Origin of the sequence: Streptomyces lincolnensis, from assembly GCF_021173675.1 — a bacterium.
GTDB lineage: Bacteria > Actinomycetota > Actinomycetes > Streptomycetales > Streptomycetaceae > Streptomyces > Streptomyces lincolnensis_B.
Map to the genome: position 1 here is coordinate 219,765 of NZ_JAIHON010000004.1, position 25,756 is coordinate 245,520.

Here is a 25,756-nt window from a genome sequence, read left to right on the forward strand (position 1 = left end):
CCCGTCACGCATGCGGCCCCACCGTCACCTCCCCGATCACCAACTCCGGCCGGGCCTCCAGCACTTCCCCCACCCGTTCCACCCGCTCGCCCAACTCCCGCTCCGCCGACGCCGACAGCGGCCCGAGCGGCTCCACCGTGACGGTCGTACGCCGTCCCTGGCGCCGCTGGTGCCACACCCCGGCCACCACCCCGTCGACCAGCAGCAGGGGGAAGTTCCCGGCCTGGCCGCCCGCCAGCGCCCGCCGGTACGCCGCACCGGGGAACAGCAGCTCACGCGGCTGCGCGGCGATGCCGTACGCGTCGAAGTAGGGCAGCAGCCGCACCCCGCGCACCGGCTCGTCGGGGAAGGCGGTGTCGCCGGCCGTGACCCAGGCCGGGGCTCCCTCCAGGGTCAGCTCCTCGATCTCCCCGGCCTCCTCCAGCGCCCGGAAGATCCCGGCGGCCCAACCGGCCGGTGCCGCCAGCCACTTGGCGAAGTACGCCGGGGTCGACGGCCCGTAGGCGTGCAGATACCGCCGTACGAGCTCACGTACCGCCTCGTCCGGGGGCAGCGGGTCGAAGCGCGGGGGGCGGGTGTAGGTCACCTTGCGGCCGCGGTTCGGGCCGAAGCAGAGGGCGCCCGACTGGCCGGCCCGGTGGAGGACCTGGCGCCAGCGCGGCCACAGGCCCTGGAAGGCGGGCATCACCAGGTCTCCGGCCCAGGGGCCGGTGCGGGCGACGACCTCCTCGGTCAGCTCGTCGATGGTCAGGCAGACCCCTTCCAGGGCGTCCCCGATCGCCTCCACGATCAGCTCCGCCTGCTCCTCGGTGACCCGCACGTCCGGCGGGAACGGGTTCGCCCCCGCCGGAACGGCCGTCAGCGCGGCGCACCACAGGGGCAGTTCCCGGGCGGGGAGCAGATGGACCGTCCCGCGCGGACCGTGCGTCTTCACCAGGGACCGTTCCTCCCAGAGCGCGTTCCGTACGCCCACCCGGGTGATTCCGGTGCTCCGCACCCCCACCGACAGTTCCGCCGCGGACAGCACCTGCGCGTGTGCGCCGAGCATCGCGCCCACGATCTCGGCAACCGGCGTAACGGCCGCGGCGGGCTCCGCCAGAAACTGCCGCTCCAACCGCCGCGCGCTCGCGCGGTCCCACGTCATGAAGGTCATGTCCCGACGCTAGAACCCAACAAGGCCAGATTCCGTCCTCTTCGCCGACCCGCCCAGTGGGACGATCACTCCCTGTGTATCCATGGCTCCACGGGGTTTCCACATTGTTATCCCAGGCAGCTCGCGTCGGCGCCACACCTCGCGTACGTTCGAACGCAGGTAATTCGCGTCAGCAAAGCTGCGCGGGCGGCACCGCGCAGTGGAGGGGACCGCGCGGTGCCGTCAAGGCCGCGCCACTCCCGGCGTCACCCTCCGGAGGGAACCCCTCCCACCCGCTCGCGGCCCGTGAATCCACTGTGATCCGGCCATGAAACGGCTCCGAAAAGGCCCCATGACCCCCCTCCCCGCGTCGCCGTCCGACTCCGGAGAGTAGTTTTGGCACGCCGATGCACCCAGCAGCACTTACAAAGGGTTATGGTGGAAACCCCCCCTCGGGCCGGTCCGTCTCCCCCCCACGGACCGGCCCGTTTTTTTGCCCCGAGAGGGGTACCTCTTGAGGGACGTCGACTGTCCCGACCAAAGGGGCGCGGGGAACTGCGCGATCAACCCCCACCGGGCCGCACTCGCCAACGCACCCCCAACACCCCACCCCTTGGGCGCCAACAACCCACCCGCACCCGGAAACACACGGCGCGGTACCCTTCGGCTCGCGGGGACCGCATCCGCACGGAGGGGCTGACAATCACGTGAACCTGCGCGACACACTGCGCGGCCTGCTCGTCAGGCTGTACGCACGCCGGGTGGAAGGTCACCTGGACCACGCCCAGGTGCCCAAGCACATCGGCGTCGTCATGGACGGCAACCGGCGCTGGGCGAAGGCCGCCGGTTCCACCACCGCCCAGGGTCACCGCGCCGGTGCCGACAAGATCGAGGAGTTCCTCGGCTGGTGCACCGAGACGGACGTCGAGGTCGTCACCCTCTGGCTGTTCTCCACCGACAACTTCGACCGCCCGCAGGAAGAGCTCGTCCCGCTCTTCGGGATCATCGAGGACGTCGTCCGCTCCCTCGCCGCCGACGGCCGCTGGCGGGTCCACCACGTGGGCGCGCTGGACCTGCTGCCGCAGGGCATGCAGCGGACCATCAAGGAGGCCGAGGAGGCCACCGCCGCCACCGACGGGATACTGGTCAACGTCGCCATCGGCTACGGCGGCCGCCAGGAGATCGCCGACGCGGTCCGCTCGATGATCCTGGACGCCGCCGACAAGGGCACCTCGATGGAGGAGCTCGCCGAGGCCGTGGACGTCGAGACGATCGGCCGGCACCTCTACACCGGCGACCAGCCCGACCCCGACCTGGTGATCCGCACCAGCGGCGAGCAGCGGCTGTCCGGATTCATGCTGTGGCAGACCGCCCACTCGGAGTACTACTTCTGCGAGGTCTTCTGGCCGGCCTTCCGCAAGGTCGACTTCCTGCGCGCCCTGCGTGACTACGCGGCCCGCCACCGGCGTTACGGCGGCTGATCCCGGGCGGCCGGGGCCCGCGAGTACCCCCTCTGGGGCGGAAGTAACAAGGAGTTCACCAGCGCGCCGCCTTACGAGCGGGCATGGCAGCGCATGTTCGAGGGCATAAGCCAAGCAGGTCGACACCCGAACCACGGGTGTCGGATCTCAGCGGGCGGCACGGGGCCGTCCGCCCGGGAGGCCCTTTGCACCAGCTCGACCGTGCGATCACCGCACGGAAGAAGCAGTGGAGGGCCGGTCCCCGGCCCGTGCATCGCGGCCGACGACCGGTCCAGCTCCACTCCGTCGCTCCCCGACCTCATCCGAGGGGGTACGTCCTTCCGTGGTGACCAGCACAAAGCGCCACAAGCCTGACCGGCGCACTTATGTCCTCGACACCAGTGTTCTGCTGTCGGACCCCAATGCCCTGAACCGCTTCGACGAGCACGAGGTCGTGCTCCCCATCGTCGTGGTGACGGAACTGGAGGCCAAGCGGCACCATCCCGAACTCGGCTACTTCGCCCGGCAGGCCCTGCGCCTGCTCGACGACTTCCGGGTCCGGCACGGCCGTCTCGACGCCCCCATCCCGATCGGGGACCTCGGCGGCACCGTTCGTGTCGAGCTCAACCACTCGGACCCCAGCGTGCTGCCCAGCGGCTACCGCCTGGGGGACAACGACTCCCGCATTCTGGCGGTCGCCCGCAATCTCCAGGCCGAGGGGTACGACGTCACCGTCGTCTCGAAGGACCTCCCGCTCAGGATCAAGGCGTCCTCCGTCGGTCTCCTGGCCGAGGAGTACCGGGCGGAGCTCGCCATCACGGGCTCCTCCGGCTGGACCGGGATGTCCGAACTGACCCTGCCGGGCGAACAGGTGGACATCCTCTTCGACGAGGGGCACGTCTACGTCCCCGAGGCCGCCGACCTGCCGGTGCACACGGGTCTGACGATCCACTCCGAGCGCGGCAAGGCGCTCGGCCGCGTCTCGCCGGACGGCAACGTCCGGCTGGTGCGCGGGGATCGCGAGGCGTTCGGCATCAAGGGCCGCAGCGCGGAGCAGCGCATCGCGCTGGATCTGCTCCTCGACCCGGACGTCGGCATCGTCTCCATGGGCGGCCGGGCCGGCACCGGCAAGTCGGCGCTCGCGCTGTGCGCGGGTCTGGAGGCCGTGCTGGAGCGACGCCAGCACAAGAAGGTGATGGTCTTCCGGCCGCTGTACGCGGTGGGCGGGCAGGAGCTCGGCTATCTGCCCGGCTCCGAGTCCGAGAAGATGAGCCCCTGGGCGCAGGCGGTCTTCGACACGCTGTCCGCGGTCACCAGCCGCGAGGTCATCGAAGAGGTCACCGCGCGCGGGATGCTCGAAGTCCTTCCGCTCACCCACATCCGCGGCCGCTCCCTCCACGACGCGTTCGTGATCGTGGACGAGGCGCAGTCCCTCGAACGGAACGTCCTTCTCACCGTTCTGTCCCGAATCGGCGCGAATTCACGAGTGGTCCTCACTCATGACGTGGCCCAGCGGGACAATCTGAGGGTCGGCCGCTACGACGGTGTCGTCGCCGTGGTGGAGAAGCTGAAGGGCCATCCCCTCTTTGCCCACGTCACGTTGACGAGGTCCGAGAGGTCCCAGATCGCGGCCCTTGTGACCGAAATGCTCGAAGACGGGCAGATCTGAGGGATCGGGCCCATTAGGGGCCGGTTACGCGGTAGTTGGCGCCGTTCGAAAAGGCGAAGAGCCTAGTCGGGCGGCGCCTTCGCGTGTTGCGGTTTCTCAGAATCACAGGCGCCAAACAGGATGTGAGCTTTCACACGCAACTCGGAATTGCCACCCGGCGTCCGGTTACGGCAGAGTCTCATTCCTGTCAGGCCCCGCATACGACACACCTGTACCCCCAGCGGTACGGCATCACAGGAACACCACACTCAACTCCATAACGTCGTCGTATGCCGCCCGCTGAACCACGCGGCGCCTCCCTCAGGGGAGTTGCCCACCGGGCCCGCGCCTCCGTGACCCCGCAGTTGGGAGGCCAGTGTCAGGGGCACGATTGCGTCCGCCAGGGTCACCGAAGCGGGCGATGCTGGAAGGAAACCGTGTGAGCCCGATTTCGGTCCGGGGATTCGCAGTGGCCTCCGCCACTGTGGTCACCGCTGTCGGAAGCGTCACCGGCGTTGCCTCGGGCAGCGCCGCGCAGACGAACGACGCCGAGGCGACGGCAGCCGACTCGACGCTCCTCGCGGACATCCCCGCGGGTCAGCAGGCTCAGGTGCAGACGGCGTCCCTGACGCAGCAGGCCGACGCACAGGCCATCGCCGCGGACGCGAGCGCCAAGAAGGTCGCGGAGGAGTCGGCCCGCAAGGAGGCCGCCAAGACCGCGCAGGAGAAGAAGGAAGCCGCCGAGAAGGCCGAGCAGCTGGCCAAGGAGAAGGCGGAGGCCGAGGCGAAGGCTGCCAAGGACCCCTCCAGCTTCCCCGTGCAGGGCTCGTACTCCATCGCGGAGATCCAGTCCATGGCGCGCTCGATGGTGCCCAGCGGACAGTTCCAGTGCTTCAGCAACATCGTGGACCACGAGTCCAGTTGGAACTACCGGGCCGTCAACGCCTCGTCCGGCGCCTACGGCCTCTTCCAGGCGCTGCCCGGTTCCAAGATGTCCTCGGTCGGCTCCGACTGGCAGACCAACCCGGCCACCCAGATCAAGTGGGGCCTGAACTACATGGACAGCCGCTATGGCAGCCCCTGTGAGGCATGGTCGTTCTGGCAGGCCAACCACTGGTACTGAGTCGTCGGCCGGGACCTTCCGTCCTCGCCCCCTCTCAACCCCGCGCAGCCCCTCCCCGTCCTAGGGGAGGGGCTGTCGCCATGTACGGTCGGACCGGACGACTCCAGGGGGAGTGGTGGTCAGAGACGGGGGAAGAGGACGGATCATGTCGCGAGTGCCAGGGTGGCTCGGTCGGCTCGGAGCCGGACTGACCCGGATGGGTGAGCGGTTGAACGAGCGCCGCGCGGCGGCGGAGCGGGAGGACGAGGAGTCCGAACCGGTTCCGTTCACCGACGCCGGCCCGTCGCCCGTCGAGCATGTGCCGCAGCCCCAGGACCGCACACCCGTGGTCGCCGCACCCCGGCCCGATCCCGCGCAGGCCGTCCCCTGGGGCATGCGGGTCGCCGCCGAGGCCGGCTGGCGGCTGCTGATCCTCGCGGGCACCGTCTGGGTCCTCATGCGGATCATCAGCGCCGTACAGCTGGTGGTGCTGGCCTTCGTGGCGGCGCTGCTCATCACGGCGATCCTCCAGCCGACGGTGGCGCGGCTGACGCGGCTCGGGTTCCCGCGGGGGCTCGCGACCGCGCTGACCGCGATCCTCGGGTTCGTCGTCATGGGGCTGATCGGCTGGTTCGTGACCTGGCAGGTCATGGAGAACATCGACAACCTCTCCGACCAGGTCCAGGACGGCGTCGACGAGCTGCGGAACTGGCTGCTGAACAGCCCCTTCCACGTCACCGACAAGCAGATCAACGACATCGCCGAGAACCTGCGGGACGCGATCGGCGCGAACACCGACCAGATCACCACCGCGGGCCTGGAGGGCGTCACGGTCGTCGTCGAGGCCCTGACCGGCATCCTGCTGGCGGTCTTCTCGACCCTCTTCCTCCTCTACGACGGCCGGCGCATCTGGGAGTGGACGCTGAAGCTGGTGCCCGCCGCGGCCCGGCCCGGGGTGGCCGGCGCGGGCCCGCGCGCGTGGCGCACGCTGACCGCCTACGTCCGCGGCACGGTCGTAGTGGCCCTGATCGACGCGATCTTCATCGGCATCGGCATCTACTTCCTGGGCGTGCCGATGGCCGTCCCGCTCGCCGTCTTCATCTTCCTGTTCTCCTTCATCCCGCTGGTCGGCGCCGTGGCCTCGGGCGCGCTGGCCGTCGTGGTGGCCCTGGTGACACAGGGCGTCTTCACCGCCGTCATGACGCTGGCCGTGGTGCTGGCCGTCCAGCAGATCGAGGGCCACATCCTCCAGCCGTTCATCCTGGGCCGCGCGGTCCGCGTCCACCCGCTGGCCGTGGTGCTCTCCGTCGCGGCGGGCGGCATGGTGGCGGGCATCGGCGGCGCGGTCGTCGCGGTGCCGCTGGTGGCGGTGACCAACACGGTCGTGGGCTATCTGCGCGCCTACTCCCGCGAACAGCAGGCACTCCAGAACGCCGCCCACGCGCCGGCCCGTTCGGCGGAGGGATCCGGGGACACCGTCACCGCCAACGGCAACGGCACCGGCACCGGGAACACGGAGAGCCCCTCCACGAAGGGTGAGCCGGGTTCGTTCACATGAGCGCCGAACAAAGGCGGTTGAACGGCCCGAAGGGTCAACTTCCGCCAGTCGGCGACAGCTCGGAACACCGGGCCCGGAATATGCCCCCGGACTGATACACATGTCCCCCGAGCGCCTCAGGGGAGTTGAGCACATGGATCGCCAAGCCCTGGCACTGGAAATGCGTGACCTGCGGGAACGGGTCACCGGAGTCACCGACACCGCCGTGGCCGCCGTCGACGGACTGCTCATCGCCGCCGACACCGCCGAATCGATCGACCCCGAGGGCCTCGCCGCCCTCGCGGCGGCCGGTCTCGGGCTCGCGCGCCGGACCGCCCACGCCGCCGGCCGCGGCGGCCTGTGCCGGACGGTCACCTACGGCAGCCACGGCTGCGCCGCGGTCTACGCCGTCGGCGACACCGCGCTGATGGTCGTCCTCGGCGACGAGGGCATGGACGTCGACGCCCTGCACCGGGCGAGCCGGCCGACCCTGCGCCGGATCGACTCCATCCTCACCGAGGAAGCACCGGAAGGAGTCTGAGGAGCCGTCAGGAGCCCGAAGGCGCCCGAAGAAGGCGGAGTGAGTGGGGCCCCTCTCCCCCCGGGGAGGGGCCCCGGCCGCGCTACTCCGTGCGCAGCCCGTCCGGTCGCATCAGCCGCAGCAGGGGCGGCAGGCTGAGCAGCGTCACCGCGAGGACGACCGCCGCGCCGACGCCGGTCATGGACAGCACGCTCGGCCAGTCCACCCGCACGCTCGTGCTCGTCATCCGCAGCAGGACCGTGCCCAGCGTCAGCCCTACCACCACCGAGAGCAGCAGGCCCAGCGCGATCGGGATCGCCGTCTGCCACAGCACCGACAGGCTCAGCGTGCGCCGCCGGGTGCCGAAGGCGACCAGCGCCGACAACAGCTTCTTGCGCTCGCGCAGTTGCTCCAGCTGCGACACCAGCAGGCTCGCCCCGATCAGCGCCAGCACGCAGGTGGCGCCCACGAACAGGCCGGTGCGGATGGCGGCGAACCGGTCCGACTCCTTGACCGACTGCCAGACCATGGGAATGGACAGTGGGTCGATCTCCGCCGCCGTGTTGCGCACCAGGTCGCGCACGTCGGGCACGGAATCGTCGAGGTTCAGATAGAGCTCGCCGCGCAGCGCCCGCGCGTCGGCGGCCGGCAGTGCCCCCGGCGTGATCATGAAGCCACCGCGCACCCAGCCGGTCGGGCCCGTGCGGGGCTTCCCCTGCTTCAGGCCCGACGGCACCACCCAGGGGGCTTCCGCGCTCCCCTCGCAGCCGTCGGCGCACCCCGGGTCGAGATACAGCGTGCGGCCCGGCTTGGCGAGCTTCGGCGTGGCGTCGTCGGCGGCGTCGAACTCACCGCCGCGCACGGCGAACACGTCGCCGTCACGGCAGGAGGGCAGGGTCGCCAGCTTGCGCAGCGACGCGCAGTCCGCGACGGCCACCTCCGTGGTGTTGAGCGCGTCCTTGCGGCGGTCCCCGAGGTAGCCCTCCGAGTAGGCGTAGACCTGCCGTACGCCCTCGGTGCTCCGGAGCTTGCCGGCCGCCCGGTCGAGCGGCGTCCTGTTGGTCACGGACACCTGCATCTGCGCCAGACGGGTGTCGTAGCCGGTTTCCTCGGCGTAGTCGCCGTCCACCCCGGCGAACAGCATCTGGAGGGCGATCGCGCCGGCCACCGCGACCGCGATGCCGTTGACCATGCGGGCCGCCGTGCCGCTGCTCAACTGGAGCCGGCGAACGGCCAGTTGCCAGGCCACGCCGCCCCCGCCGAGCCGGCCGACGACCGACTCGACGATCCACGGCAGCAGCGCGGTCACACCGACGAGCAGCAGGATGACACCGCCGACGACCAGATACTGGTTGAAGTCGCCGCTGCCGCGGCCCTGGCCGATCATCGGGGCGAGCATCCCGAGCCCGGCCAGCGGCAGCAGCAGCCGCCACCACAGCCGGCGCCGGGCGGGCTTCGCCGTACGCACCACGCCGAGCGGTTCGATGACGACCCCGCGCAGCGCGAACAGCGTGACCAGGACGGCCGCCGTCGGTACGGCGAGGGAGACCAACAGGGCCAGCGCGGGGGAGGGGTTGAGATAGCTCGGGAAGACGCTGATGTCGTACACCTCGACCGAGCCCGCCAGTTCGCGGCCGAGCAGGAAGAAGACCGTGCCGAAGACGAGTCCGAGCACCGAGCCCGCGAGGGCCTCGCCGGCCGCGATCCGCCGGGTGGAGCGGCTGTCCGCGCCGACCAGCCGGAGCGCCGCGAGCCGCCGGTCGCGCCGCTCGCCACCGAACCGCACGGCCGCGGCGATGAACACGGCGACCGGCATCAGCAGCACCACGAAGACGACCAGGATCAGCAGGAGCAGCACCGGGTCGGTGTTCTCCTCGCTCGTGATCGGCTCCCCGTACCGGTCGATGCGGTCGACACGGCCGGTGTTGATCCCCCGGTCCGCCAGCCCCTCGGCGCCCCGGTAGAAGGCGAGTTCGGCGGAACCGATCAGCCCGCTCTCGCCGATCGTGCCGACGATCCGGTCCTTCAGGCGCTCCCGCAGCAGCTTCCCGCCGTCCGACGCCAGGAGCTCCTTCAGCGCGGGGGAGACCATCATCTCGCCCGGCGCCGGGAACCTCGTCAGGCCGGGCGCCAGCGGTGCCCGCGGGCCCTCGGGCTCCAGCTCCCGTCCCCGTACCTCCTTGTCACGGAAGGTGGTGCCGGCGTCGGCGATCAGCAGGGTGTCGTCCGCCTTCGGGATGACCTTGCCGCCGCTGTAGGTGAAGTCCCGGCGCGCCGCCTCCCGGTCGTCCCGGACCGACAGCGCGTTCGGCAGGGCGGTCGTCAGCAGCAGCAACGCCACCCCGAGCCCGACCCCGACCGCCGTCAGCAGCGCCCGGACCCACCCCTCGCGCCCTCCGGCGAACGCGAACCTGATCCCCATGGCAAGGTCCCTGGACCAGTGCCTCACGTTCATACGACGCGCTCCATGTCCCGTGACCTGCCGTCCCGGACGACGATCTCGCGGTCCGAGTAGGCGGCCACCCGTGCCTCGTGCGTGACCAGCACGACGGCGGCGTTGGTGGACCGGGCGGCGTCGGTGAGCAGGTTCATCACGCGCTCGCCGTTGAGGGAGTCGAGCGCGCCGGTCGGCTCGTCGGCGAACAGCACGCGCGGGTCGGTGACCAGCGCCCGGGCGACGGCGACCCGCTGCCCCTGGCCGCCGGAGACCTCACCGGGCCGCTTCTTCCTCAGGTCGTCTACTTCCAGCCGCTCCATCCAGGTGAGCGCGGTCCGCTCGGCGGCCTTGCGGGAGGCGCCGTTCAGCCGCAGCGGCAGCGCCACGTTCTCCACGCAGGTCAACTCGGGCACCAGCTGCCCGAACTGGAAGACGAACCCGAACTCCGAGCGCCGCAGCCGGCTGCGCTGGGCGTCGCTCATGGTCGCCATCTCGCGGCCCTGGTACGTGATCGACCCCGAGTCGGGCGTCACGATCCCGGCGAGGCAGTGCAGCAGGGTCGACTTCCCGGACCCGGAGGGGCCCATGACGGCGACGACCTCGCCCGGGTGGATGGAGAACTCGGCGCCGTCGAGGGCGACCGTGGGGCCGTAGGCCTTGTGGAGCTTGTCGGCGGCGAGCAGGGAACCGGCGGGATGCGTCACTTGGCCACCGCCTCGGCGAGCTTGTCGAGCCGCGCGGCCGTCAGCTCCAGCCAGCGCAGGTCCGCCTCCAGGTGGAAGAGGGCGTGGTCGCAGATGAGCTGGTCCGCCAGATCGCCCTTGCGTTTGCGCTCGGTGAGCATCCGCATCATGCGCAGGTGCTCGGCGCGCTGGGTGTCGAGGATCTCGCTCGCGTCGCGGCGCGTGAGCAGCGCGAGGACGACCTTCGTGTACAGGGTCGACTGGAGGTACGGCTCCGGCTTCTCGGGCGTCGCGAGCCACCGCTGTACGTCGGTGATCCCGGCCTCGGTGATCGCGTACCGCTTCCGCTCGGGCCCGCCGCCGGGCTCGATCCCGTCGACCTCCACGAGGCCGTTCTTCAGCAGCCGGGACATCGTCGAGTAGACCTGGCCGTAGTGGAGCGGCCGGTCGTGACCGAACTTCTCGTCGAAGGCGCGCTTCAGGTCGTAACCGTGACGCGGGCCGGACTCCAGGAGCCCCAGGAGAGTGTGACCGATGGACATGTCAAGCACTGTACACACCGTGTATACCCCGCATGTATACGTCGTGTGCGCAGAGCCCGGCGGAGGGTGTCGAGACGCAGGTGAGGGCCCATTGTCACGGTTCTGCTACACCGGACGAGGGCCCACTCCGATCCCTTCGGGAGCCCCTCAGGCCGACGGGGGTCCGGGCGTGGAGCCCCCGGGCGGCCGCCCGCGGCGGGGCAGCGGCCCCGCGTCCCCGGGCAGCCGCCCCGCCTCCTTCAGGGCCCTCCGCAGCAGGAACTCGATCTGCGCGTTGGCCGAGCGCAGATCGTCCCCGGCCCACCGCGCGAGCGCCTCGTACACCGCGGGATCCAGCCGCAGCAGCACCTGCTTGCGCTGCGGCCGGCCTTGAGGGGACGGCCCCCCGGAGGGACCGGTCACTGGTAGAGCGTCCCCGTGTTCAGGACCGGCTGCGGCGCCCGGTCGCCGCACAGCACCACCATCAGGTTGGACACCATCGCCGCCTTCCGTTCCTCGTCGAGTGTGACGATGTCCTGCTCGGTGATCCGGGTGAGCGCCGCCTCGACCATGCCGACCGCCCCGTCCACGATCTGGCGCCGGGCCGCGACGACCGCGCCGGCCTGCTGCCGCTGGAGCATCGCCGAGGCGATCTCGGGCGCGTACGCGAGGTGCGTGAAGCGGGACTCGATGATGTGCACCCCGGCCGCCTCCACGCGCGCGTGCAGTTCGACCGCGAGCTTCTCGGTGATCTCCTCGGCGTTGCCGCGCAGTGAGAGCCCGTCCTCGTCATGGGCGTCGTAGGGGTACTCGATGGCGATGTGCCGCACGGCAGCCTCGGTCTGGGTGGCGACGAACTCCAGGAAGTCGTCCACCTCGAAGGTGGCCTGCGCGGTGTCCTCGACCCGCCACACCACGACCGCGGCGAGCTCGATCGGGTTGCCGTAGGCGTCGTTGACCTTGAGGACCGCGGTCTCGTGGTTGCGGACGCGGGTGGAGATCTTCTCGCGGGAGGTGAGCGGATTCACCCAGCGCAGCCCGTCCTCGCGGATCGTCCCCCGGTACCGCCCGAACAGCTGGACGACCCGGGCCTCCCCGGGCGCCACCGTGTTCAGACCGCACATGGCGACGAAGGCGGCCAGGGCGATGACGATGCCTACGACGATCAGGGCGGCCTTGGTGCCGGTCGCGCCGACGGCCGAGGCGCCCACGATCACCAGACCGATGCCGGCCAGCAGCCCGACCAGCCCCAGCAGCAGGGCGAGCCCGCCGCCGATGCTGTGCGCGGTGAACTCCCGGACGCGCGGTGCGGGCATCTCGGGTGCGTCGATGGTGGGTGTGGTGGTGGGTTCGGTGTCGTGCGTGGACATGATGGGTCCCCGTAATCTTGAGTCTAGCTAAGTGATAACACTTTAGCGCATGGCGACAACCCTTGTCGCCCCTCAGCCGTCGGTACCAGTGGGACGCGTGCTGATTGTCACGTCCGTAAAAGGCCGGATCGAAGACCCTTTGTCATATCAGGCGGTGTTAGCTTTCACAGCTGACGTGAGCCACGAACCTGTGTGACAGCAGCGAACGAAGCGGAGCGACGGAGCCATGGGACGAGCGGAAGAGAGACGAGCGCGGCAGCGCGGTGGCCGCCGCGCGGCGCCCCAGAGCTCGCCCGCGACCCCGGTGGCGGGTGTCGGCGGCCGGGCGGCGGCCCGCAGGGCGGCCAAGGGCGGCCGGGCCAAGGGCGGCAAGGGCCGAATACGCAGGCTGTTCACCTGGAAGAAGATCCTCGGCACCGTCTTCGGACTGTGCCTGCTCGGCATCGGCGCCTTCATCGTGCTGTACATGATGATCGGCATCCCGGAGGGGAACGCCGACGCCAAGGTGCAGAGCAACATCTACCAGTACAGCAACGGCAGCCTGCTGGCCCGTACCGGCACCCTGAACCGCGAGATCGTGGACCTGGCGCAGGTGCCCAAGCCCGTCCAGCGGACCTTCGTCGCCGCCGAGAACAAGACCTTCTACCAGGACTCCGGCGTCGACTTCAGGGGCACCGCGCGCGGTCTGTTCAACACGTTCACGGGCAAGGGCGCGCAGGGCGGTTCGACGATCACCCAGCAGTACGTCAAGAACTACTACCTGACCCAGGAACAGACCGTCACCCGCAAGCTGAAGGAACTGGTCATCTCGCTGAAGCTGGACCGCGAGAAGCCCAAGGACTACATCCTCGCCGGCTACATCAACACCAGCTACTACGGTCGTGGCGCCTACGGCATCCAGGCCGCCGCCCAGGCCTACTACCGGGTCGACGCCCAGGACCTCTCCGTCGAGCAGGGCGCCTACCTCGCCGCGCTGCTCCAGGCGCCGAACCAGTACGACTGGGCGATCGCCAGCGACGAGGGCAAGAGGCTGGTGCAGGCCCGCTGGAACTACGTCCTCGACAACATGGTCGAGGAGGGCTGGCTGAACAAGGGCGAGCGGGACGCCATGAAGTTCCCGGTGCCCGAGCCGCCCAGGAACGACCCCAGCATGGAGGGCCAGACCGGTTACCTGGTGAAGTCGGCCGACGCCGCGCTGGAGAGGCAACTGGTCGCCCAGGGCACCGCCGAGGACCTCAAGACGGCCCAGGCGATGGTCGACCAGGGTGGCTGGACCATCACCCTGAACATCGACAAGAAGAAGCAGACGGCGCTGGAGCGGGCCGTCACGACGCAGCTGAACAGCAAGCTGGACCCGAAGCGGCGGTCGGTGGACGCGGACGTCCAGGCCGGTGCCGCCTCCGTGAACCCCAAGACGGGCGCGGTCGTCGCGATGTACGGCGGCAAGAACTACCTGGACCACTACCTCAACAACGCGACCCGCACGGACTACCAGCCGGCCTCCACCTTCAAGCCGGTCATCCTCGCCGCCGCCCTGGAGGAGAAGGCCGAGACCCAGGACGGCAAGCCGATCACGGCGAACACGATCTACGACGGCACGAGCAAGCGCCAGGTCGTCGACGACGGCACCAAGGTCGGGTTCGCCCCGGAGAACGAGGACGACCAGAACTACGGGAAGATCACCGTCCAGCGGGCGATGAACGACTCCGTCAACTCCGTCTTCGCGCAGATGGGCGTCGACGTCGGCATGTCCGAGGTGATGAAGGTCGGGGGCCGGCTCGGTCTGGACACCAAGGGCCTCCAGGCGGTGCCCGCGCAGACCCTGGGCACCATGGGCGCGAGCCCGCTGGAGATGGCCGGCATCTACGCCACCCTCGACAACCACGGCCGGAAGGTCACCCCGGCGCTCATCAAGTCCGTCGAGCACAACACCCGGAAGGTCACCTTCCCCGACCCGGTCGGTGAGCAGGTCATCAGCCGCAAGGCCGCCGACACGGTCACCTCGGTGCTGACCGGCGTGGTCGACGACGGTACGGCCAAGAAGTCCGTGCAGGACAACGCCAAGCGCGACGGGCAGCAGGTCGCGGGCAAGACGGGTACCTCCGACGACAACAAGTCGGCCTGGTTCACCGGCTACACGCCCGACCTGGTCACCTCGGTCGGCCTGTTCGGCGAGGACGACAAGCCGCCGCACGCGCAGGTCCCGATGTACAAGGCGGGCGGCGAGCCCCGGGTCAACGGCGGTGGCTTCCCGGCGCAGATCTGGGCGGCGTACATGTTCGGGGTGGCGGCCCCGGACACCAAGTTCGACCTGGAGACCGACCAGGGCGCCGCGGTCCGGCCCACCGCGACGCCGACGATCACCCGGAGTCCGAGCGCGACCCCGTCGCGGACGCCGACGTCGGAGTCGCCGACGCCGACGAACTCCCCGACCCCGTCGAACTCGCCGACCCCGACCAGCTCCCCGACGCCGACGAACTCCCCGAGTCCCGACCCGGTCCCGACCCCGCCGGAGACGACCCCGCCGGCGGAGGGCGGGCCGGTGGACCCGTTCGACCCCGGCGACGATCAGTAGCCGCGGGACGGCGGAACAGCGCGAGAGCGCAAGAGGGGGCGGCCGGAACTCCGGCCGCCCCCTCTGTCGTCCTCGACGCCCCCCGGCGCCCAGGACGTCAGGACATGGTCACTTCCCAGTCCCAGTTGCAGTGGGTGAGCGTGGGCAGGCTGGCCTCCAGGCTGCCCTTCCAGTCGCCGACGCAGGCCTTGATGTTGACCGTGTGCCCTTCGCCCAGGTCCAGGTTGACGTCGCGCACCGAGTCCACGCCGTCCCGGTTGAAGTAGGTGTACGAGTGGAACCGTCCCTCGGACTGGTCCCACCAGCGGAAGAGGGCGACCGCGGAGTGCCCGTCCTTGACGGTGTCCTTGATGAGCAGGTGCTCGCCGTCGGCCTTCCAGGTCACCCGCGATCCGGCGGGGACGGTCTCGACGACCCGGTCGTACTGGTTCGCGTAGGCGACGCCGGCCTGGGTGCTCACCAGTACCGCGGTGCCGAGCACCGCGAAGACCCCCCGCTTGGCGATCTTGTGCATGTGTTCCCCCTTCATGGTCCCTGCGCGCGCTCGGTGACGGCTTGCGCGCACACTGTGTTCGAAAATATATGCGAGTTACGGGAGGGGTGCCAGTGATTTCTGTGGCAAGTGGGCGTGACGGGCGGTGACTTGGGGATCCTGAGAGTCGGATGAGAATTTCATTGACCATGACAACTGCGGTGACTCATGCTTCCCCTGTTGACGGGGAGGGGACTGAGACACCTCGTGCGCGGCACTGACCAGCCGGGCACGCTCATCAGCCCTTGATTCACGCTGCCTCACGGCCCGCGGGCTTTCGCCTGCCCGCGCCGTGGCGTACCGCCTCTCCCTTCCGTGCCCTCCGTCGGTCCGACGGAGTCCTGGCGGAAGGAGAATCCTTGAGGTTCCACAGACGAACGCGGGCACGGCTGGCCGCCCTGGCGGCCGGCGTGGTGTTCGCGAGCCTCGTCCAGTCCGTGGCCTGGGCCGACCAGCCCACGGCCCCGCCGCAGGACCCCACCCCCGGCCCGCGACGGACGGCCGCCGCGGCGAAGCCCCTGGCCGACGCGGTGCCGACGGACCGGCGCGCGGCCCTGCTGGGCACGTCCTGGAAGGAGTCCGGCGACCTCGCCCTTCGCGAATCCCGCGCTGAGCGGCGGCGGCCGCGCGATCGCGCAGGTCATGCTCGGTGTCACCACCCAGGAATCCAACATGTGGCAGGCCGCCCGCTCGGCCGTCCCCGGTGTCACCGCCAACCCGCTGATCGGCAACTACTACGGCATCGACCTCTACGACGGCGACTCGAACAACGACTGGGACGTCGACTTCGCCGAGGCGGACTGCGGCTACGGCATCACGCAGATCACGGACCACATGCGGATGGCCGGCCGGGAGGACGGACACGGTGGCGAGGCCTGGCCGTACCAGAAGCAGCGCGCCGCGGCCCTCGACTACACCGCGAACATCGCGGCGGGCCTGCAGACCCTGGTCTCCAAGTGGAACGAGACCCGCGCGGCGGGCCTGATCGCCAACCACGGGGCCAACGGACGCCCGGAGAACTGGTACTTCGCCCTGTGGGCCTACAACTCCGGCTTCCACCCCAAGGGTGCCGCGGGTCAGCCCTGGGGCCTCGGATGGGCCAACAACCCGGCCAACCCCGAATGGGACGCCGGACGGCTGCCGTTCCTGGAGAACGCCGCCGGGGGCGAGGACGCCAGTGCCGCCGCCCGCCCGCAGAACTGGCCCTACCAGGAGAAGGTCCTCGGCTTCGCCGCGCACCCGCCGTCCTTCCTGGAGTCCCCGGGCGTGATGGTCGCCGCCTTCCGCCCCTCCAGCTGGAACGGCACGGAGGAGGCGGTCGGCGTCAAGGGCAGCGCCAAGTACAACAGGGCGCACGTCAAGGCGCCCGAGAACGCGTTCTGCGACTCCTCCAACTCCTGCACACCGGGGAAGATCTCGGACGGGGCGTCCAACGACAGCGGCACCAGCGGCCCGTGCGGCCGTGAGGACTTCAAGTGCTGGTGGAACAAGCCGGTCACCTGGAAGAGCGACTGCATCGACACCTGCGGCTTCGAGTTCATCCGCTTCGGCGAGAGCACCCCGGAGGAGCCCGACGGCACCGCCTACCCGCCGGTCTGCACCACCACCGGCCTGCCGGACAACGCGCTCATCGTCGACGACGTCCCCGCGGGCACACCCGTGGTCAGGCCCGGCTGCACCAACTCCTGGAAGAACTCCGGCAGCTTCGGCTTCGGCTTCGCCAACAACGCCGTCGAGGTGGTGTATCCGGCCAAGTACAGGTCCTAGGCGAGGACCACCGCGGGAAGCGACCCGTCCTCAAGTGCCGTACGCGGCAGGTCGAGCGAGAAGACCCGTTCCGCCACGGTGAGGATCCGCCGCTCCGGCTCCCAGTCGTCGGGATCGGCCGTGCCGTCCGGCAGCAGCATGCCCGCCTCCCGCATGGCCGGCACCAGGAACGCGGGATCGGTGCCGCCGATCTGCTCGGCCTCCACCCCCGGCTCGAAGTCGGAGGCGATCTCCCCGTCCCGGGCGTGCACGAACCAGTACGGCGGGGTGCCGCTGTCCAGCAGCAGCACCGCGTCCGTGCCCCGGGACACGCGCCGCAGGAGACGGCGGTCGGTGCCCTCGGCGCTCGCGCGCTCCACGGCGAAGGCCCAGCCCCCGCTCGTGCCCAGCCGGGCGACGGGCCCCTCGTCCCGGGCGAGCCGCAGGGCCTCCTCGGGGGACACGGACGGCAGGATCCGCTCGGGGTCGGAGCCCATCCGGCGGACCAGTTCCGCCACATCCAGTCCCCTGGCGAAGGTGACGCAGTACGCGTCGAAGACATCCCGGATCCATGCGATGCCGTCCACAGGGCTCTCTCACCTTCGCCGTCGTACGCGCATTCGTCGTACGCGCGGTGTCATCATGTCCGGTTCAGCTCGAACCAGACCACCTTTCCGGTGCTCAGCCGGGTCGCGCCCCAGCGCCGGGCCAGCCGGTTCACCAGGTACAGGCCGCGCCCGCCCTCGTCCGTGGCGCGGGCCTGCCGGAGCCTGGGCAGCTGCGGCACGTCGTCGCCCACCTCGCAGCGCAGTACGTCGGTCCGCAGCAGCCGGAGCGTGATCGGCCGCGTGGCGTACCGCACCGCGTTGGTCACGACCTCGCTGACCAGCAGCTCCACCGAGTCGCTGAGATCCTCCATGTCCCACCGGGACAGCGCCCGCCGGGCCAGCCGGCGCGCCCGCCCGGGCGCCATCTCCTCCGGCTCCAGGAACCAGTACGCCACGTCGCTCGGCGCGATCCCGTCGAAGCGGGCCGCGAGCAGCGCGATGTCGTCGTCCCGGTCGCCCGGACCGAGCATGTCGAGCACCTCGTCGCACAGCGCTTCCAGCGGCGGCGGATGGTCGGGCCCGGTCAGCTGCGCGGTCGCGGCGAGCTTCTCCCGCAGCTGCTCTATCCCGGTCCACACGTCCCTCAGCCGCGACTCCACCAGCCCGTCGGTGTAGAGCAACAGGGTCGCCCCGGCGGGCGCGTCGAGTTCCACGGCCTCGAAGTCGACGCCGCCGACACCGATCGGCGCGCCCGGCGGCACCCGCAGCACCTCGGCCCGGCCGCCCAGGTGCAGCAGCACGGGCGGGGGATGGCCGGCGTTGGCGATGGTGATCCGGTGCGAGACCGGGTCGTAGACGGCGTAGAGGCAGGTCGCCATCCGGTCGGTGCCCAGCCGCTGGGCCTGCTCGTCAAGGTGGTGCAGGACCTCCTGCGGGGGCAGGTCCAGCCCGGCCAGGGTCTGGGCCGTCGTCCGCAGCTGGCCCATGATGGCCGCGCTGGTCATGGAGTGGCCCATGACGTCACCGACCACCAGCGCCACCCGGCTGCCCGGCAGCGGGATCGCGTCGTACCAGTCGCCGCCGACGCGCGCGGTCTCCGCGGCGGGCAGATAGCGGGACGCCAGCCGTACGCCGGTCGGCCGGGGGAGTGTCTCGGGCAGCATGGTGCGCTGGAGCTCGTCGGCGATGTACGCCTCACGGCCGTAGAGCACCGCCTTGTCGATGCCGAGCGCGCTGTGAGTGGCCAGCTGGGCCGCCACGAGCAGGTCGTCGGGCTCGAAGGCGAGCCGGTCGGGACGGCGCAGGAAGAGCGCCGCGCCGATCACCCGGCGTCGGCCGCGCAGCGGGGCGAGGATCGCGCGCTGCCCGGTCGGTACGACGAACTCGCCGCCCTCGCCGAGCAGTTCGGGCAGCGCGGCTCGCGCGGCGGGCGTGTCCGTGAAGACCGGACGCACCCCGCGCAGCACCTCGGCGAGCGCGCTGCCGGGCGTCACCTCGCACAGCTCGGTGCCGATCGTGTCCAGTTCGTTCGGCTCCGGCTGGAACAGCGGGGAGGAGCCGCCGTCGGTGTCCCGCTCCTCCGGGATCCGGTCGCTGCGCCGCAGCCGCAGCACCAGGGGACCGGTGGGCCGTTCGTCGCCCACCGGCAGCGGGTCGCGCAGATACACCAGGATCGCGTCCGAGAACGTCGGCACGGTCGCCCGGCACAGTCCCATCACGATCTCGTCCAGGTCGAGTCCGCGGGCGATCCGCCGGGTCGCGGCGCCCACGAACCGCAGCCGGTCCCCGTCCCGCCGCATCGGCGTGGGGCGGCCGGGCGGCAGGCTCTGCCCGGTGCGCCGCTCCGGATCGTCCGCCGTCGCGGCGGCCGCCTCCGGCTCGGTGACCGGCTGGACCGGAATGCCCTCGGGCAGCGGCCGCGGGCGGTGCGTGTCGGGCTCGGCGGCGACCGGCTGCGAGTGCTCGGGGTCGGTCCCGGCGGGGTTGTTGTCCATGCCGCTCGATGTCGTCGTACCGGACGTGGTCGTGGCGGGCCCGGAGGGCGGGGGGTCGCCCGCGCGGGCCTGTACCGGCAGGGCACCGGCGCCGGGCGTGTGCGACGGCGCGTCCGCGTCCTGGGGACGGGACGGCGTCGAGGTACGCAGGTACGCCCCGCGACCTTCCGCGGGGTCGACGCCCGCCTGGGGGCGTTCGAAGGAGGTCGGCTGCTCCGTCACGCGTGTCGAATCCGTCCGTCCGGGGCTGCGCGCCGCGCGCGCAGTTGGTCCCGCCGAAAACCCGATACCCGGAATAGGTGTCCCCGGAACGGGTTTTCCGCGTGGTCAGGGGCTGTTCCCGTGCCACCGGCGAACCGTACGCGGTTCCCGGGGCCCGCGTCACCAGTGCCGCAGGCCCGGCCGGTGTTGCCCTCGTACCCCTCGCTCACGTCCTGCCGCCCCTCGGTGACGATCGGTCAAGCCCAGCGCGTGCTCCGGCAGTTGCAGTTGCGCGCCCTTGCGGAGGACGATCCTACGTTTCTCGCCCGGGGGCGCATCAAGGGTCTCATGAGGACAGATGCGCGGGCGTACGGTCCCAGTCCTCCGGAAGAGACGGGACGGACCAGGACGGATCGGGACGCCAGTGCTGCCAGCCGTCCGAGAACGGCGGCCCCCAGGCCCGGATCACCTCCACCGCGGCACGCCCCGCGTCCCGTACCCGCCGGGCGAGTTGCCCGTCCACCAGGCCGTCCCGCTGCGCCTGCGCGAACTCGTCCTCGTCCCGCCAGTGCCAACTGCGGTCCGGATGGACCGAGATGTCCAGGAAGTGATCCTCGGAGTCCACCCCGCCGGCCCAACGCACCAACGGCTCCTCCAGGTTCACGTACCAGTTCTTGAACCGCCAGCCCGGCTCCCAGAACAGCCACACCGACCACGGCTCACCCGGCCGCGCCAGTTTCAGCACACCCGTGCCGAACCAGCGGTCGCGCTGCACCGAACGCGGCTTGGTGTAGCGGCTCTCCAACGGCTCGACATGCACGGGCGTCCCGTCGGCCAGCACCGGCTTCACACACTCGGTGCCCGGTGCCATCCACACGGCGAGCAGCTCGTCGTCGTCGCGCACGACGGTGACGGGACGCGCGATGTGGAAGCGCGCGCCGCCGTTCTCCCGGTAACGCCACAGGATCTGACTCCCGGGCGCCCAGAATCCCGCCGACCCGTCCGCTTCCACTCCGGCTCTCACCGCTCCACCGTCTGCCATGCACAGATATTAGGTGCCCAGGACATACGACGCTGCGGCGCGCGTCACGGTTCACGCGCCCGGCGCGCGCGGTTCGCGAACGGTTACGGATGCGTCATCCGCAGGACATCCAACGCCTCGTCGAGCTGCGCCGCGGTGAGGTCGCCGCGCTCGACGTAGCCGTTCTCCTCGACGACCTGACGGATGGTCTTCCGCTCGGCCAGCGCCTTCTTGGCGACCTTGGCGGCCTCCTCGTAGCCGATGTACTTGTTGAGCGGGGTCACCACGGACGGCGAGGACTCGGCGTACTCCCGCGCCCGCTCGCGGTCGGCGACGATGCCGTCCACCGTACGGTCGGCGAGCAGCCGCGACACGTTGGCGAGCAGCCGGATCGACTCCAGCACGTTCTTGGCGATGACCGGCAGCATGACATTGAGCTCGAAGTTGCCTGCGGCACCTGCCGTGGCGACGGTGGCGTCGTTGCCGACGACCTGCGCGGAAACCATGAGGACAGCCTCCGGGATGACCGGATTGACCTTCCCCGGCATGATCGACGAGCCCGGCTGGAGGTCCGGAAGGGCGATCTCAGCGAGGCCCGTGCGCGGCCCGGACGCCATCCACCGCAGATCGTTGGCGATCTTCGTCAGTCCTACGGCGATCGTCCTGAGCTGCCCGCTGGTCTCGACGATGCCGTCCCGGGCACCCTGCGCCTCGAAGTGGTCCCGGGCCTCGGTGAGTGGCAACCCCGTGGCGCGGGCGACCTCCTCGATCACGGCGGCGGCGAACCCGGGCGGCGTGTTGATGCCGGTCCCGACGGCCGTACCGCCGAGCGGCAGCTCGGCGAGCCGGGGCAGCGACGCCTCCAGCCGCTCGATCCCGTACCGCACCTGCGCCGCGTACCCGCCGAACTCCTGCCCCAGCGTGACCGGCGTGGCGTCCATGAGATGGGTCCGCCCCGACTTCACGACATCGGCGAACTCCTCGGCCTTCCGGGTCAGGGACGCGGCGAGGTGGTCGAGGGCCGGGATCAGGTCACGGGTGACGGCGGCGGTGGCGGCGATGTGGATGGAGGACGGAAAGACATCGTTGGACGACTGCGAGGCATTGACGTGATCATTCGGATGCACGTCCCGCCCGAGCCGCTCGGTGGCCAGGGTCGCGATGACCTCGTTGGTGTTCATGTTGGACGACGTCCCCGACCCGGTCTGGAACACATCCACCGGGAAGTGCTCGTCCCACGTCCCCTCCGCGACCTCCCCGGCCGCCTCCTGGATCGCCTCCGCGATGTCCTTGTCCAGCACCCCGAGCCCGGCGTTCACCTTCGCCGCCGCCCCCTTGATCCGCGCCAGCGCCTCGATGTGCGCCCGCTCGATCCGCTGCCCGGAGATCGGAAAGTTCCCAACGGCCCGCTGCGTCTGCGCCCGCCACTTCGCCTCGACGGGAACGCGGACCTCACCCATGGAGTCGTGCTCGACCCGGTATTCGCTCATACCCGGTACAGCGAACGGAAGGACGCGGATGTTCCGGACGAGGCCCGACGCCGCTTCTTTTCAGCCCACCCGGAGCGTGAGGCCGACCCCCGGCCCCGGCCTCCGGCCGGGCCGGTTGTTCCCACCCGCACCACCCGTACAACTTTCGCGGTCGGGTGCGGGTGGCCCTTGTGGGGGTGCAGGGCCGTCGGCGGGTGCGGGTGGCGCTGGTGAGGGGTGTGGCCCTCGTAGGGATGCCTCGCCGTTGGCGGATGCGGGTGGTCGTGGCGCGGGGAGATGACGCGGTTGGCGGATGCGTCGGTGAGGCGTCGGCTTCCCTGGCCCAGGTACTTTCAGCCCGTCCGGCGTGTGAGGCTGCGGGCTTTGCCGTCCCGATCCCTCACCCGCCCGGCACTTTCAGCCCGTCCGGCGTTTGAGGACGAGGCCCCTTCAGGGCCGATCGGGGGTCCAGGGGGCGGAGCCCCCTGGGCGGGGTCGAAGGGGCGGCAGCCCCTGGGGATGGGACGGGTAGGGGCGGCGGGGGCGAAAAACACCCCGCCGCCCCACACCGCTACGCCAGCCCAGGCCCCCGCACCGGAATCGACGTGAACGTGGGCGCGGGCGCCGGATCCTGGAAGAAGTCGTTGCCCTTGTCATCGACGACGATGAACGCGGGGAAGTCCTCGACCTCGATCTTCCACACCGCCTCCATCCCGAGCTCCTCGTACTCGACGACCTCGACCTTCTTGATGCAGTCCTGCGCGAGCCGAGCGGCCGGGCCGCCGATGGACCCGAGATAGAACCCGCCGTGCGCGTCACACGCCTCGGTGACCTGCCTGCTCCGATTCCCCTTCGCCAGCATCACCTTGGACCCACCGGCCGCCTGGAACTGCTCGACGTAGGAGTCCATACGGCCGGCCGTGGTCGGCCCGAAGGAACCCGACGCGTAGCCCTCGGGCGTCTTCGCCGGCCCCGCGTAGTACACCGGGTGGTCCTTCAGGTACTGCGGCATCTCCTCCCCCGCATCCAACCGCTCCTTGATCTTGGCGTGCGCGATGTCCCGCGCCACGACGAGCGGCCCGGTGAGAGAGAGCCGGGTCTTCACCGGGTACTTGGTCAGTTCGGCGAGGATGTCGTCCATCGGCTGATTGAGATCGATCTTCACGACGTCGGACGCCTCATCGAGGTGCTCGTCCGTCGTCTCCGGCAGGAACCGCGCAGGATCGGTCTCCAACTGCTCCAGGAACACACCCTCCGCGGTGATCTTCGCGACGGCCTGCCGGTCGGCGGAGCAGGACACGGCGATGGCCACCGGACAGGACGCCCCGTGCCGGGGCAGCCGCACCACCCGCACGTCGTGGCAGAAGTACTTCCCGCCGAACTGCGCCCCGATCCCGATCTTCTGCGTCAGCTCGAAGACCTTCTCCTCCAGGTCCTTGTCCCGGAAGCCGTGCCCGAGCGGCGACCCCTCACCGGGAATCTCGTCCAGGTAGTGCGCGGAGGCGTACTTCGCGGTCTTCAGCGCGTACTCGGCGGACGTACCCCCCACGACGATCGCCAGGTGGTACGGCGGACAGGCGGCCGTACCCAGCGAACGGATCTTCTCCTCCAGGAACTTCATCATGGAGGCCTCGTTCAGGACGGCCTTCGTCTCCTGGTAGAGGAACGACTTGTTGGCGGAGCCACCGCCCTTGGCCATGAAGAGGAACTTGTAGGCGCCGCCGTCGGTGGCGTACAGCTCGATCTGGGCCGGCAGGTTCGACCCGGTGTTCTTCTCGTCCCACATGGTCAGCGGGGCCATCTGCGAGTACCGCAGGTTCAGCCGGGTGTAGGCGTCGTAGATCCCCCGGGACAGGGCCTCTTCGTCGCCACCGGAGGTCAGCACGTTCTGTCCGCGCTTGCCCATGACGATCGCCGTGCCGGTGTCCTGGCACATCGGCAGCACGCCCGCCGCCGCGATGTTCGCGTTCTTCAGCAGGTCCAGCGCGACGAACTTGTCGTTGCTCGACGCCTCGGGGTCGTCGATGATGCGCCGCAGCTGCGCGAGATGCGCGGGCCGCAGATAGTGCTGGATGTCATGGATGGCCTCCTCGGCGAGCTTGCGCAGCGCCTCCGGCTCGACCTTGAGGAAGGTGCGCCCGTCGGCCTCGAAGGTGGAGACACCTTCGGAGGTCACCAGCCGGTAGGGGGTGGTGTCCTCTCCCATGGGGAGCAGATCGGTGTACGCGAACTCAGGCATCTCGCCCATTCCTCACTCGACAGACGGCGCGCTGGCCTCCATGGGCAGCGTCCACCAGGTTAGAACCTGCCACCGACAGTGCTCTGGTGAGGCAACCCTCACTTGACCTGTCTCCCGGCCCGGTATGTGACCGGTCAATGTTTTCCACAGCCCCTAGTCGCGATCTATCGCGTTTGGGTACGGTGTTCCCGTGGACCTTCAGAAGAAGACCGAACCGCCGGCCACCGCCATGCGCGCCTCGGACGCCGAGCGCGACCGCATCGCCGACATGCTGCGGGAGGCCCTCGCCGAGGGGCGCCTGACCGCCGACGAGCACGCCGAGCGCGTCGAGGGGGTGCTCAACGCCAAGACGGTCGGCGAACTGGAGGTCTTCATACGGGACCTGCCGGCCGCGCACCGGCAGCACGTCGGCCCGGCGTACGCCCCGGCCCCGAACCGCCCCACGGACGCGATCCCGCACGAACCCGACGACAACGTGGTGGCGGTCTTCGGCGCCGCGGTCCGCAAGGGCCGCCGCCGCGCCGGCCGCCGTATCCACGCCTACGCGATCTTCGGCTGCGTCGAGATCGATCTCAGCGAGGCGATCTTCGAGTACCGCCAGGTCGTGATCAAGGCGTTCGCGGTCTTCGGCACGGTCGAGGTCCGCGTCCCGGAGAACGTCTCGCTGCGCAGCGCGGGCGGCGGCGTGCTCGGCAACTTCGAGGTGGACTCGGTCGACTCGACCGACGCCGACGCCCCGGTCGTCTTCGTGGACGGCTGGGCCGTCCTGGGCAACGTCGAGGCGCGGCCGAAGCGCGGCAAGCTCGTCGCGGACATTCTCGATCGCGTGCAGCACAAGCTCGACAAGAGTTTGCGCAAGCATTTCGATCATTGACGGTTGTGAATTCGACGGCGTGTGGAGCGAACGGATCCCCGTGGCGCTCGCGCACACAGGCGCACGTAAGCACCCGGAATCCAGCGGTTCGGAACTCAGTGCATAGGCGCGCGCACAGCGGGTAGGGCTTGCTGCATCGTCTCTCGC

At 70.4% G+C, this 25,756-nt stretch carries 20 protein-coding genes; 8 read left to right on the forward strand and 12 right to left on the reverse strand.

Annotated features, from left to right (window positions below):
* Positions 1 to 4: 4 nt before the first annotated feature.
* Entirely contained in the window at positions 5 to 1,153 is a 1,149-nt protein-coding gene (locus tag K4B79_RS11745; RefSeq protein WP_232026448.1) for a winged helix DNA-binding domain-containing protein, read from the reverse strand.
* 686 nt (positions 1,154 to 1,839) lie between these two features.
* Between K4B79_RS11745 and K4B79_RS11750 the strand changes: the two genes are divergently transcribed.
* From K4B79_RS11750 to K4B79_RS11770, 5 genes are all read left to right on the forward strand, one after another.
* Positions 1,840 to 2,613, forward strand: coding sequence for an isoprenyl transferase (locus tag K4B79_RS11750; protein ID WP_232026449.1), 774 nt, complete (start codon positions 1,840 to 1,842; stop codon positions 2,611 to 2,613).
* 322 nt (positions 2,614 to 2,935) lie between these two features.
* Entirely contained in the window at positions 2,936 to 4,261 is a 1,326-nt protein-coding gene (locus tag K4B79_RS11755) for a PhoH family protein (protein ID WP_232026450.1), read from the forward strand.
* 418 nt (positions 4,262 to 4,679) lie between these two features.
* Positions 4,680 to 5,363: a transglycosylase SLT domain-containing protein gene (locus K4B79_RS11760; RefSeq protein ID WP_232026451.1), complete on the forward strand. Its 684-nt coding sequence runs from the start codon at positions 4,680 to 4,682 to the stop codon at positions 5,361 to 5,363.
* Positions 5,364 to 5,508: 145 nt separating this feature from the next.
* Positions 5,509 to 6,900, forward strand: coding sequence for an AI-2E family transporter (locus K4B79_RS11765; RefSeq protein WP_232026452.1), 1,392 nt, complete (start codon positions 5,509 to 5,511; stop codon positions 6,898 to 6,900).
* A gap of 133 nt (positions 6,901 to 7,033) precedes the next feature.
* The gene (locus tag K4B79_RS11770) at positions 7,034 to 7,420 is read left to right on the forward strand and encodes a roadblock/LC7 domain-containing protein (RefSeq protein WP_232026453.1); all 387 of its coding nucleotides are present in this window, start codon (positions 7,034 to 7,036) and stop codon (positions 7,418 to 7,420) included.
* A gap of 82 nt (positions 7,421 to 7,502) precedes the next feature.
* Here the strand turns inward: K4B79_RS11770 and K4B79_RS11775 are convergent, their stop codons facing one another.
* From K4B79_RS11775 to K4B79_RS11795, 5 genes are all read right to left on the reverse strand, one after another.
* On the reverse strand, positions 7,503 to 9,854 hold the full coding sequence (locus tag K4B79_RS11775) for an ABC transporter permease (protein WP_232026454.1): 2,352 nt from the start codon (positions 9,852 to 9,854) through the stop codon (positions 7,503 to 7,505).
* Positions 9,851 to 10,540, reverse strand: a complete 690-nt coding sequence (locus tag K4B79_RS11780) for an ABC transporter ATP-binding protein (protein ID WP_232026455.1) — start codon at positions 10,538 to 10,540, stop codon at positions 9,851 to 9,853. The genes K4B79_RS11775 and K4B79_RS11780 overlap by 4 nt, the downstream gene beginning before the upstream one ends.
* Positions 10,537 to 11,061: a PadR family transcriptional regulator gene (locus K4B79_RS11785; RefSeq protein ID WP_232026456.1), complete on the reverse strand. Its 525-nt coding sequence runs from the start codon at positions 11,059 to 11,061 to the stop codon at positions 10,537 to 10,539. The genes K4B79_RS11780 and K4B79_RS11785 overlap by 4 nt, the downstream gene beginning before the upstream one ends.
* 147 nt (positions 11,062 to 11,208) lie before the next feature.
* Positions 11,209 to 11,463 (reverse strand): hypothetical protein, encoded by a 255-nt coding sequence (locus K4B79_RS11790; RefSeq protein ID WP_232026457.1) that lies wholly within the window; start codon positions 11,461 to 11,463, stop codon positions 11,209 to 11,211.
* The gene (locus tag K4B79_RS11795; RefSeq protein WP_232026458.1) at positions 11,460 to 12,410 is read right to left on the reverse strand and encodes an SPFH domain-containing protein; all 951 of its coding nucleotides are present in this window, start codon (positions 12,408 to 12,410) and stop codon (positions 11,460 to 11,462) included. Before K4B79_RS11795 ends, K4B79_RS11790 begins: the two co-directional genes overlap by 4 nt.
* Positions 12,411 to 12,636: 226 nt before the next feature.
* Here K4B79_RS11795 and K4B79_RS11800 point away from each other — a divergent pair, with 226 nt between their 5' ends.
* On the forward strand, positions 12,637 to 14,985 hold the full coding sequence (locus tag K4B79_RS11800) for a transglycosylase domain-containing protein (protein ID WP_232026459.1): 2,349 nt from the start codon (positions 12,637 to 12,639) through the stop codon (positions 14,983 to 14,985).
* A gap of 97 nt (positions 14,986 to 15,082) precedes the next feature.
* Here K4B79_RS11800 and K4B79_RS11805 read toward each other — a convergent pair whose 3' ends face one another.
* Entirely contained in the window at positions 15,083 to 15,499 is a 417-nt protein-coding gene (locus K4B79_RS11805) for a hypothetical protein (RefSeq protein WP_232026460.1), read from the reverse strand.
* A 660-nt stretch (positions 15,500 to 16,159) separates the two neighbouring features.
* On the opposite strand from K4B79_RS11805, the gene K4B79_RS11810 reads away from it, so the two are divergent.
* On the forward strand, positions 16,160 to 17,284 hold the full coding sequence (locus tag K4B79_RS11810) for a hypothetical protein (protein ID WP_232026461.1): 1,125 nt from the start codon (positions 16,160 to 16,162) through the stop codon (positions 17,282 to 17,284).
* On the opposite strand, the gene K4B79_RS11815 is transcribed toward K4B79_RS11810, so the two are convergent.
* The 5 genes from K4B79_RS11815 to K4B79_RS11835 form a co-directional block, all read right to left on the reverse strand.
* Entirely contained in the window at positions 17,281 to 17,850 is a 570-nt protein-coding gene (locus tag K4B79_RS11815) for a DUF6461 domain-containing protein (protein ID WP_232026462.1), read from the reverse strand. The two genes, K4B79_RS11810 and K4B79_RS11815, sit on opposite strands and share 4 nt — an antisense overlap.
* Positions 17,851 to 17,903: 53 nt before the next feature.
* A complete protein-coding gene (locus K4B79_RS11820) occupies positions 17,904 to 20,027 on the reverse strand; it encodes a SpoIIE family protein phosphatase (protein WP_232026463.1) in 2,124 nt (707 codons plus the stop codon).
* A gap of 325 nt (positions 20,028 to 20,352) precedes the next feature.
* Complete coding sequence (fomD, locus tag K4B79_RS11825; RefSeq protein ID WP_232026464.1) at positions 20,353 to 21,048, reverse strand: cytidylyl-2-hydroxypropylphosphonate hydrolase; 696 nt, start codon at positions 21,046 to 21,048, stop codon at positions 20,353 to 20,355.
* 83 nt (positions 21,049 to 21,131) lie between these two features.
* The gene (locus tag K4B79_RS11830) at positions 21,132 to 22,517 is read right to left on the reverse strand and encodes a class II fumarate hydratase (protein WP_232026465.1); all 1,386 of its coding nucleotides are present in this window, start codon (positions 22,515 to 22,517) and stop codon (positions 21,132 to 21,134) included.
* Positions 22,518 to 23,067: 550 nt separating this feature from the next.
* The gene (locus K4B79_RS11835) at positions 23,068 to 24,735 is read right to left on the reverse strand and encodes a fumarate hydratase (protein WP_232026466.1); all 1,668 of its coding nucleotides are present in this window, start codon (positions 24,733 to 24,735) and stop codon (positions 23,068 to 23,070) included.
* Positions 24,736 to 24,925: 190 nt separating this feature from the next.
* On the opposite strand from K4B79_RS11835, the gene K4B79_RS11840 reads away from it, so the two are divergent.
* Positions 24,926 to 25,609: a DUF1707 SHOCT-like domain-containing protein gene (locus K4B79_RS11840; protein ID WP_232026467.1), complete on the forward strand. Its 684-nt coding sequence runs from the start codon at positions 24,926 to 24,928 to the stop codon at positions 25,607 to 25,609.
* Positions 25,610 to 25,756 lie beyond the last annotated feature (147 nt).

What these genes read in the sequence shown, in the direction of transcription:
- K4B79_RS11745 (WP_232026448.1), bottom strand. Translation starts at nt 1,153, where the DNA reads ATGACCTTCATGACGTGGGACCGCGCGAGCGCGCGGCGGTTGGAGCGG.
- K4B79_RS11765 (WP_232026452.1), top strand. Translation starts at nt 5,509, where the DNA reads ATGTCGCGAGTGCCAGGGTGGCTCGGTCGGCTCGGAGCCGGACTGACC.
- K4B79_RS11770 (WP_232026453.1), top strand. Translation starts at nt 7,034, where the DNA reads ATGGATCGCCAAGCCCTGGCACTGGAAATGCGTGACCTGCGGGAACGG.
- K4B79_RS11775 (WP_232026454.1), bottom strand. Translation starts at nt 9,854, where the DNA reads ATGAACGTGAGGCACTGGTCCAGGGACCTTGCCATGGGGATCAGGTTC.
- K4B79_RS11785 (WP_232026456.1), bottom strand. Translation starts at nt 11,061, where the DNA reads ATGTCCATCGGTCACACTCTCCTGGGGCTCCTGGAGTCCGGCCCGCGT.
- K4B79_RS11795 (WP_232026458.1), bottom strand. Translation starts at nt 12,410, where the DNA reads ATGTCCACGCACGACACCGAACCCACCACCACACCCACCATCGACGCA.
- K4B79_RS11800 (WP_232026459.1), top strand. Translation starts at nt 12,637, where the DNA reads ATGGGACGAGCGGAAGAGAGACGAGCGCGGCAGCGCGGTGGCCGCCGC.
- K4B79_RS11805 (WP_232026460.1), bottom strand. Translation starts at nt 15,499, where the DNA reads ATGCACAAGATCGCCAAGCGGGGGGTCTTCGCGGTGCTCGGCACCGCG.
- K4B79_RS11810 (WP_232026461.1), top strand. Translation starts at nt 16,160, where the DNA reads ATGCTCGGTGTCACCACCCAGGAATCCAACATGTGGCAGGCCGCCCGC.
- fomD (WP_232026464.1), bottom strand. Translation starts at nt 21,048, where the DNA reads ATGGCAGACGGTGGAGCGGTGAGAGCCGGAGTGGAAGCGGACGGGTCG.
- K4B79_RS11830 (WP_232026465.1), bottom strand. Translation starts at nt 22,517, where the DNA reads ATGAGCGAATACCGGGTCGAGCACGACTCCATGGGTGAGGTCCGCGTT.
- K4B79_RS11835 (WP_232026466.1), bottom strand. Translation starts at nt 24,735, where the DNA reads ATGCCTGAGTTCGCGTACACCGATCTGCTCCCCATGGGAGAGGACACC.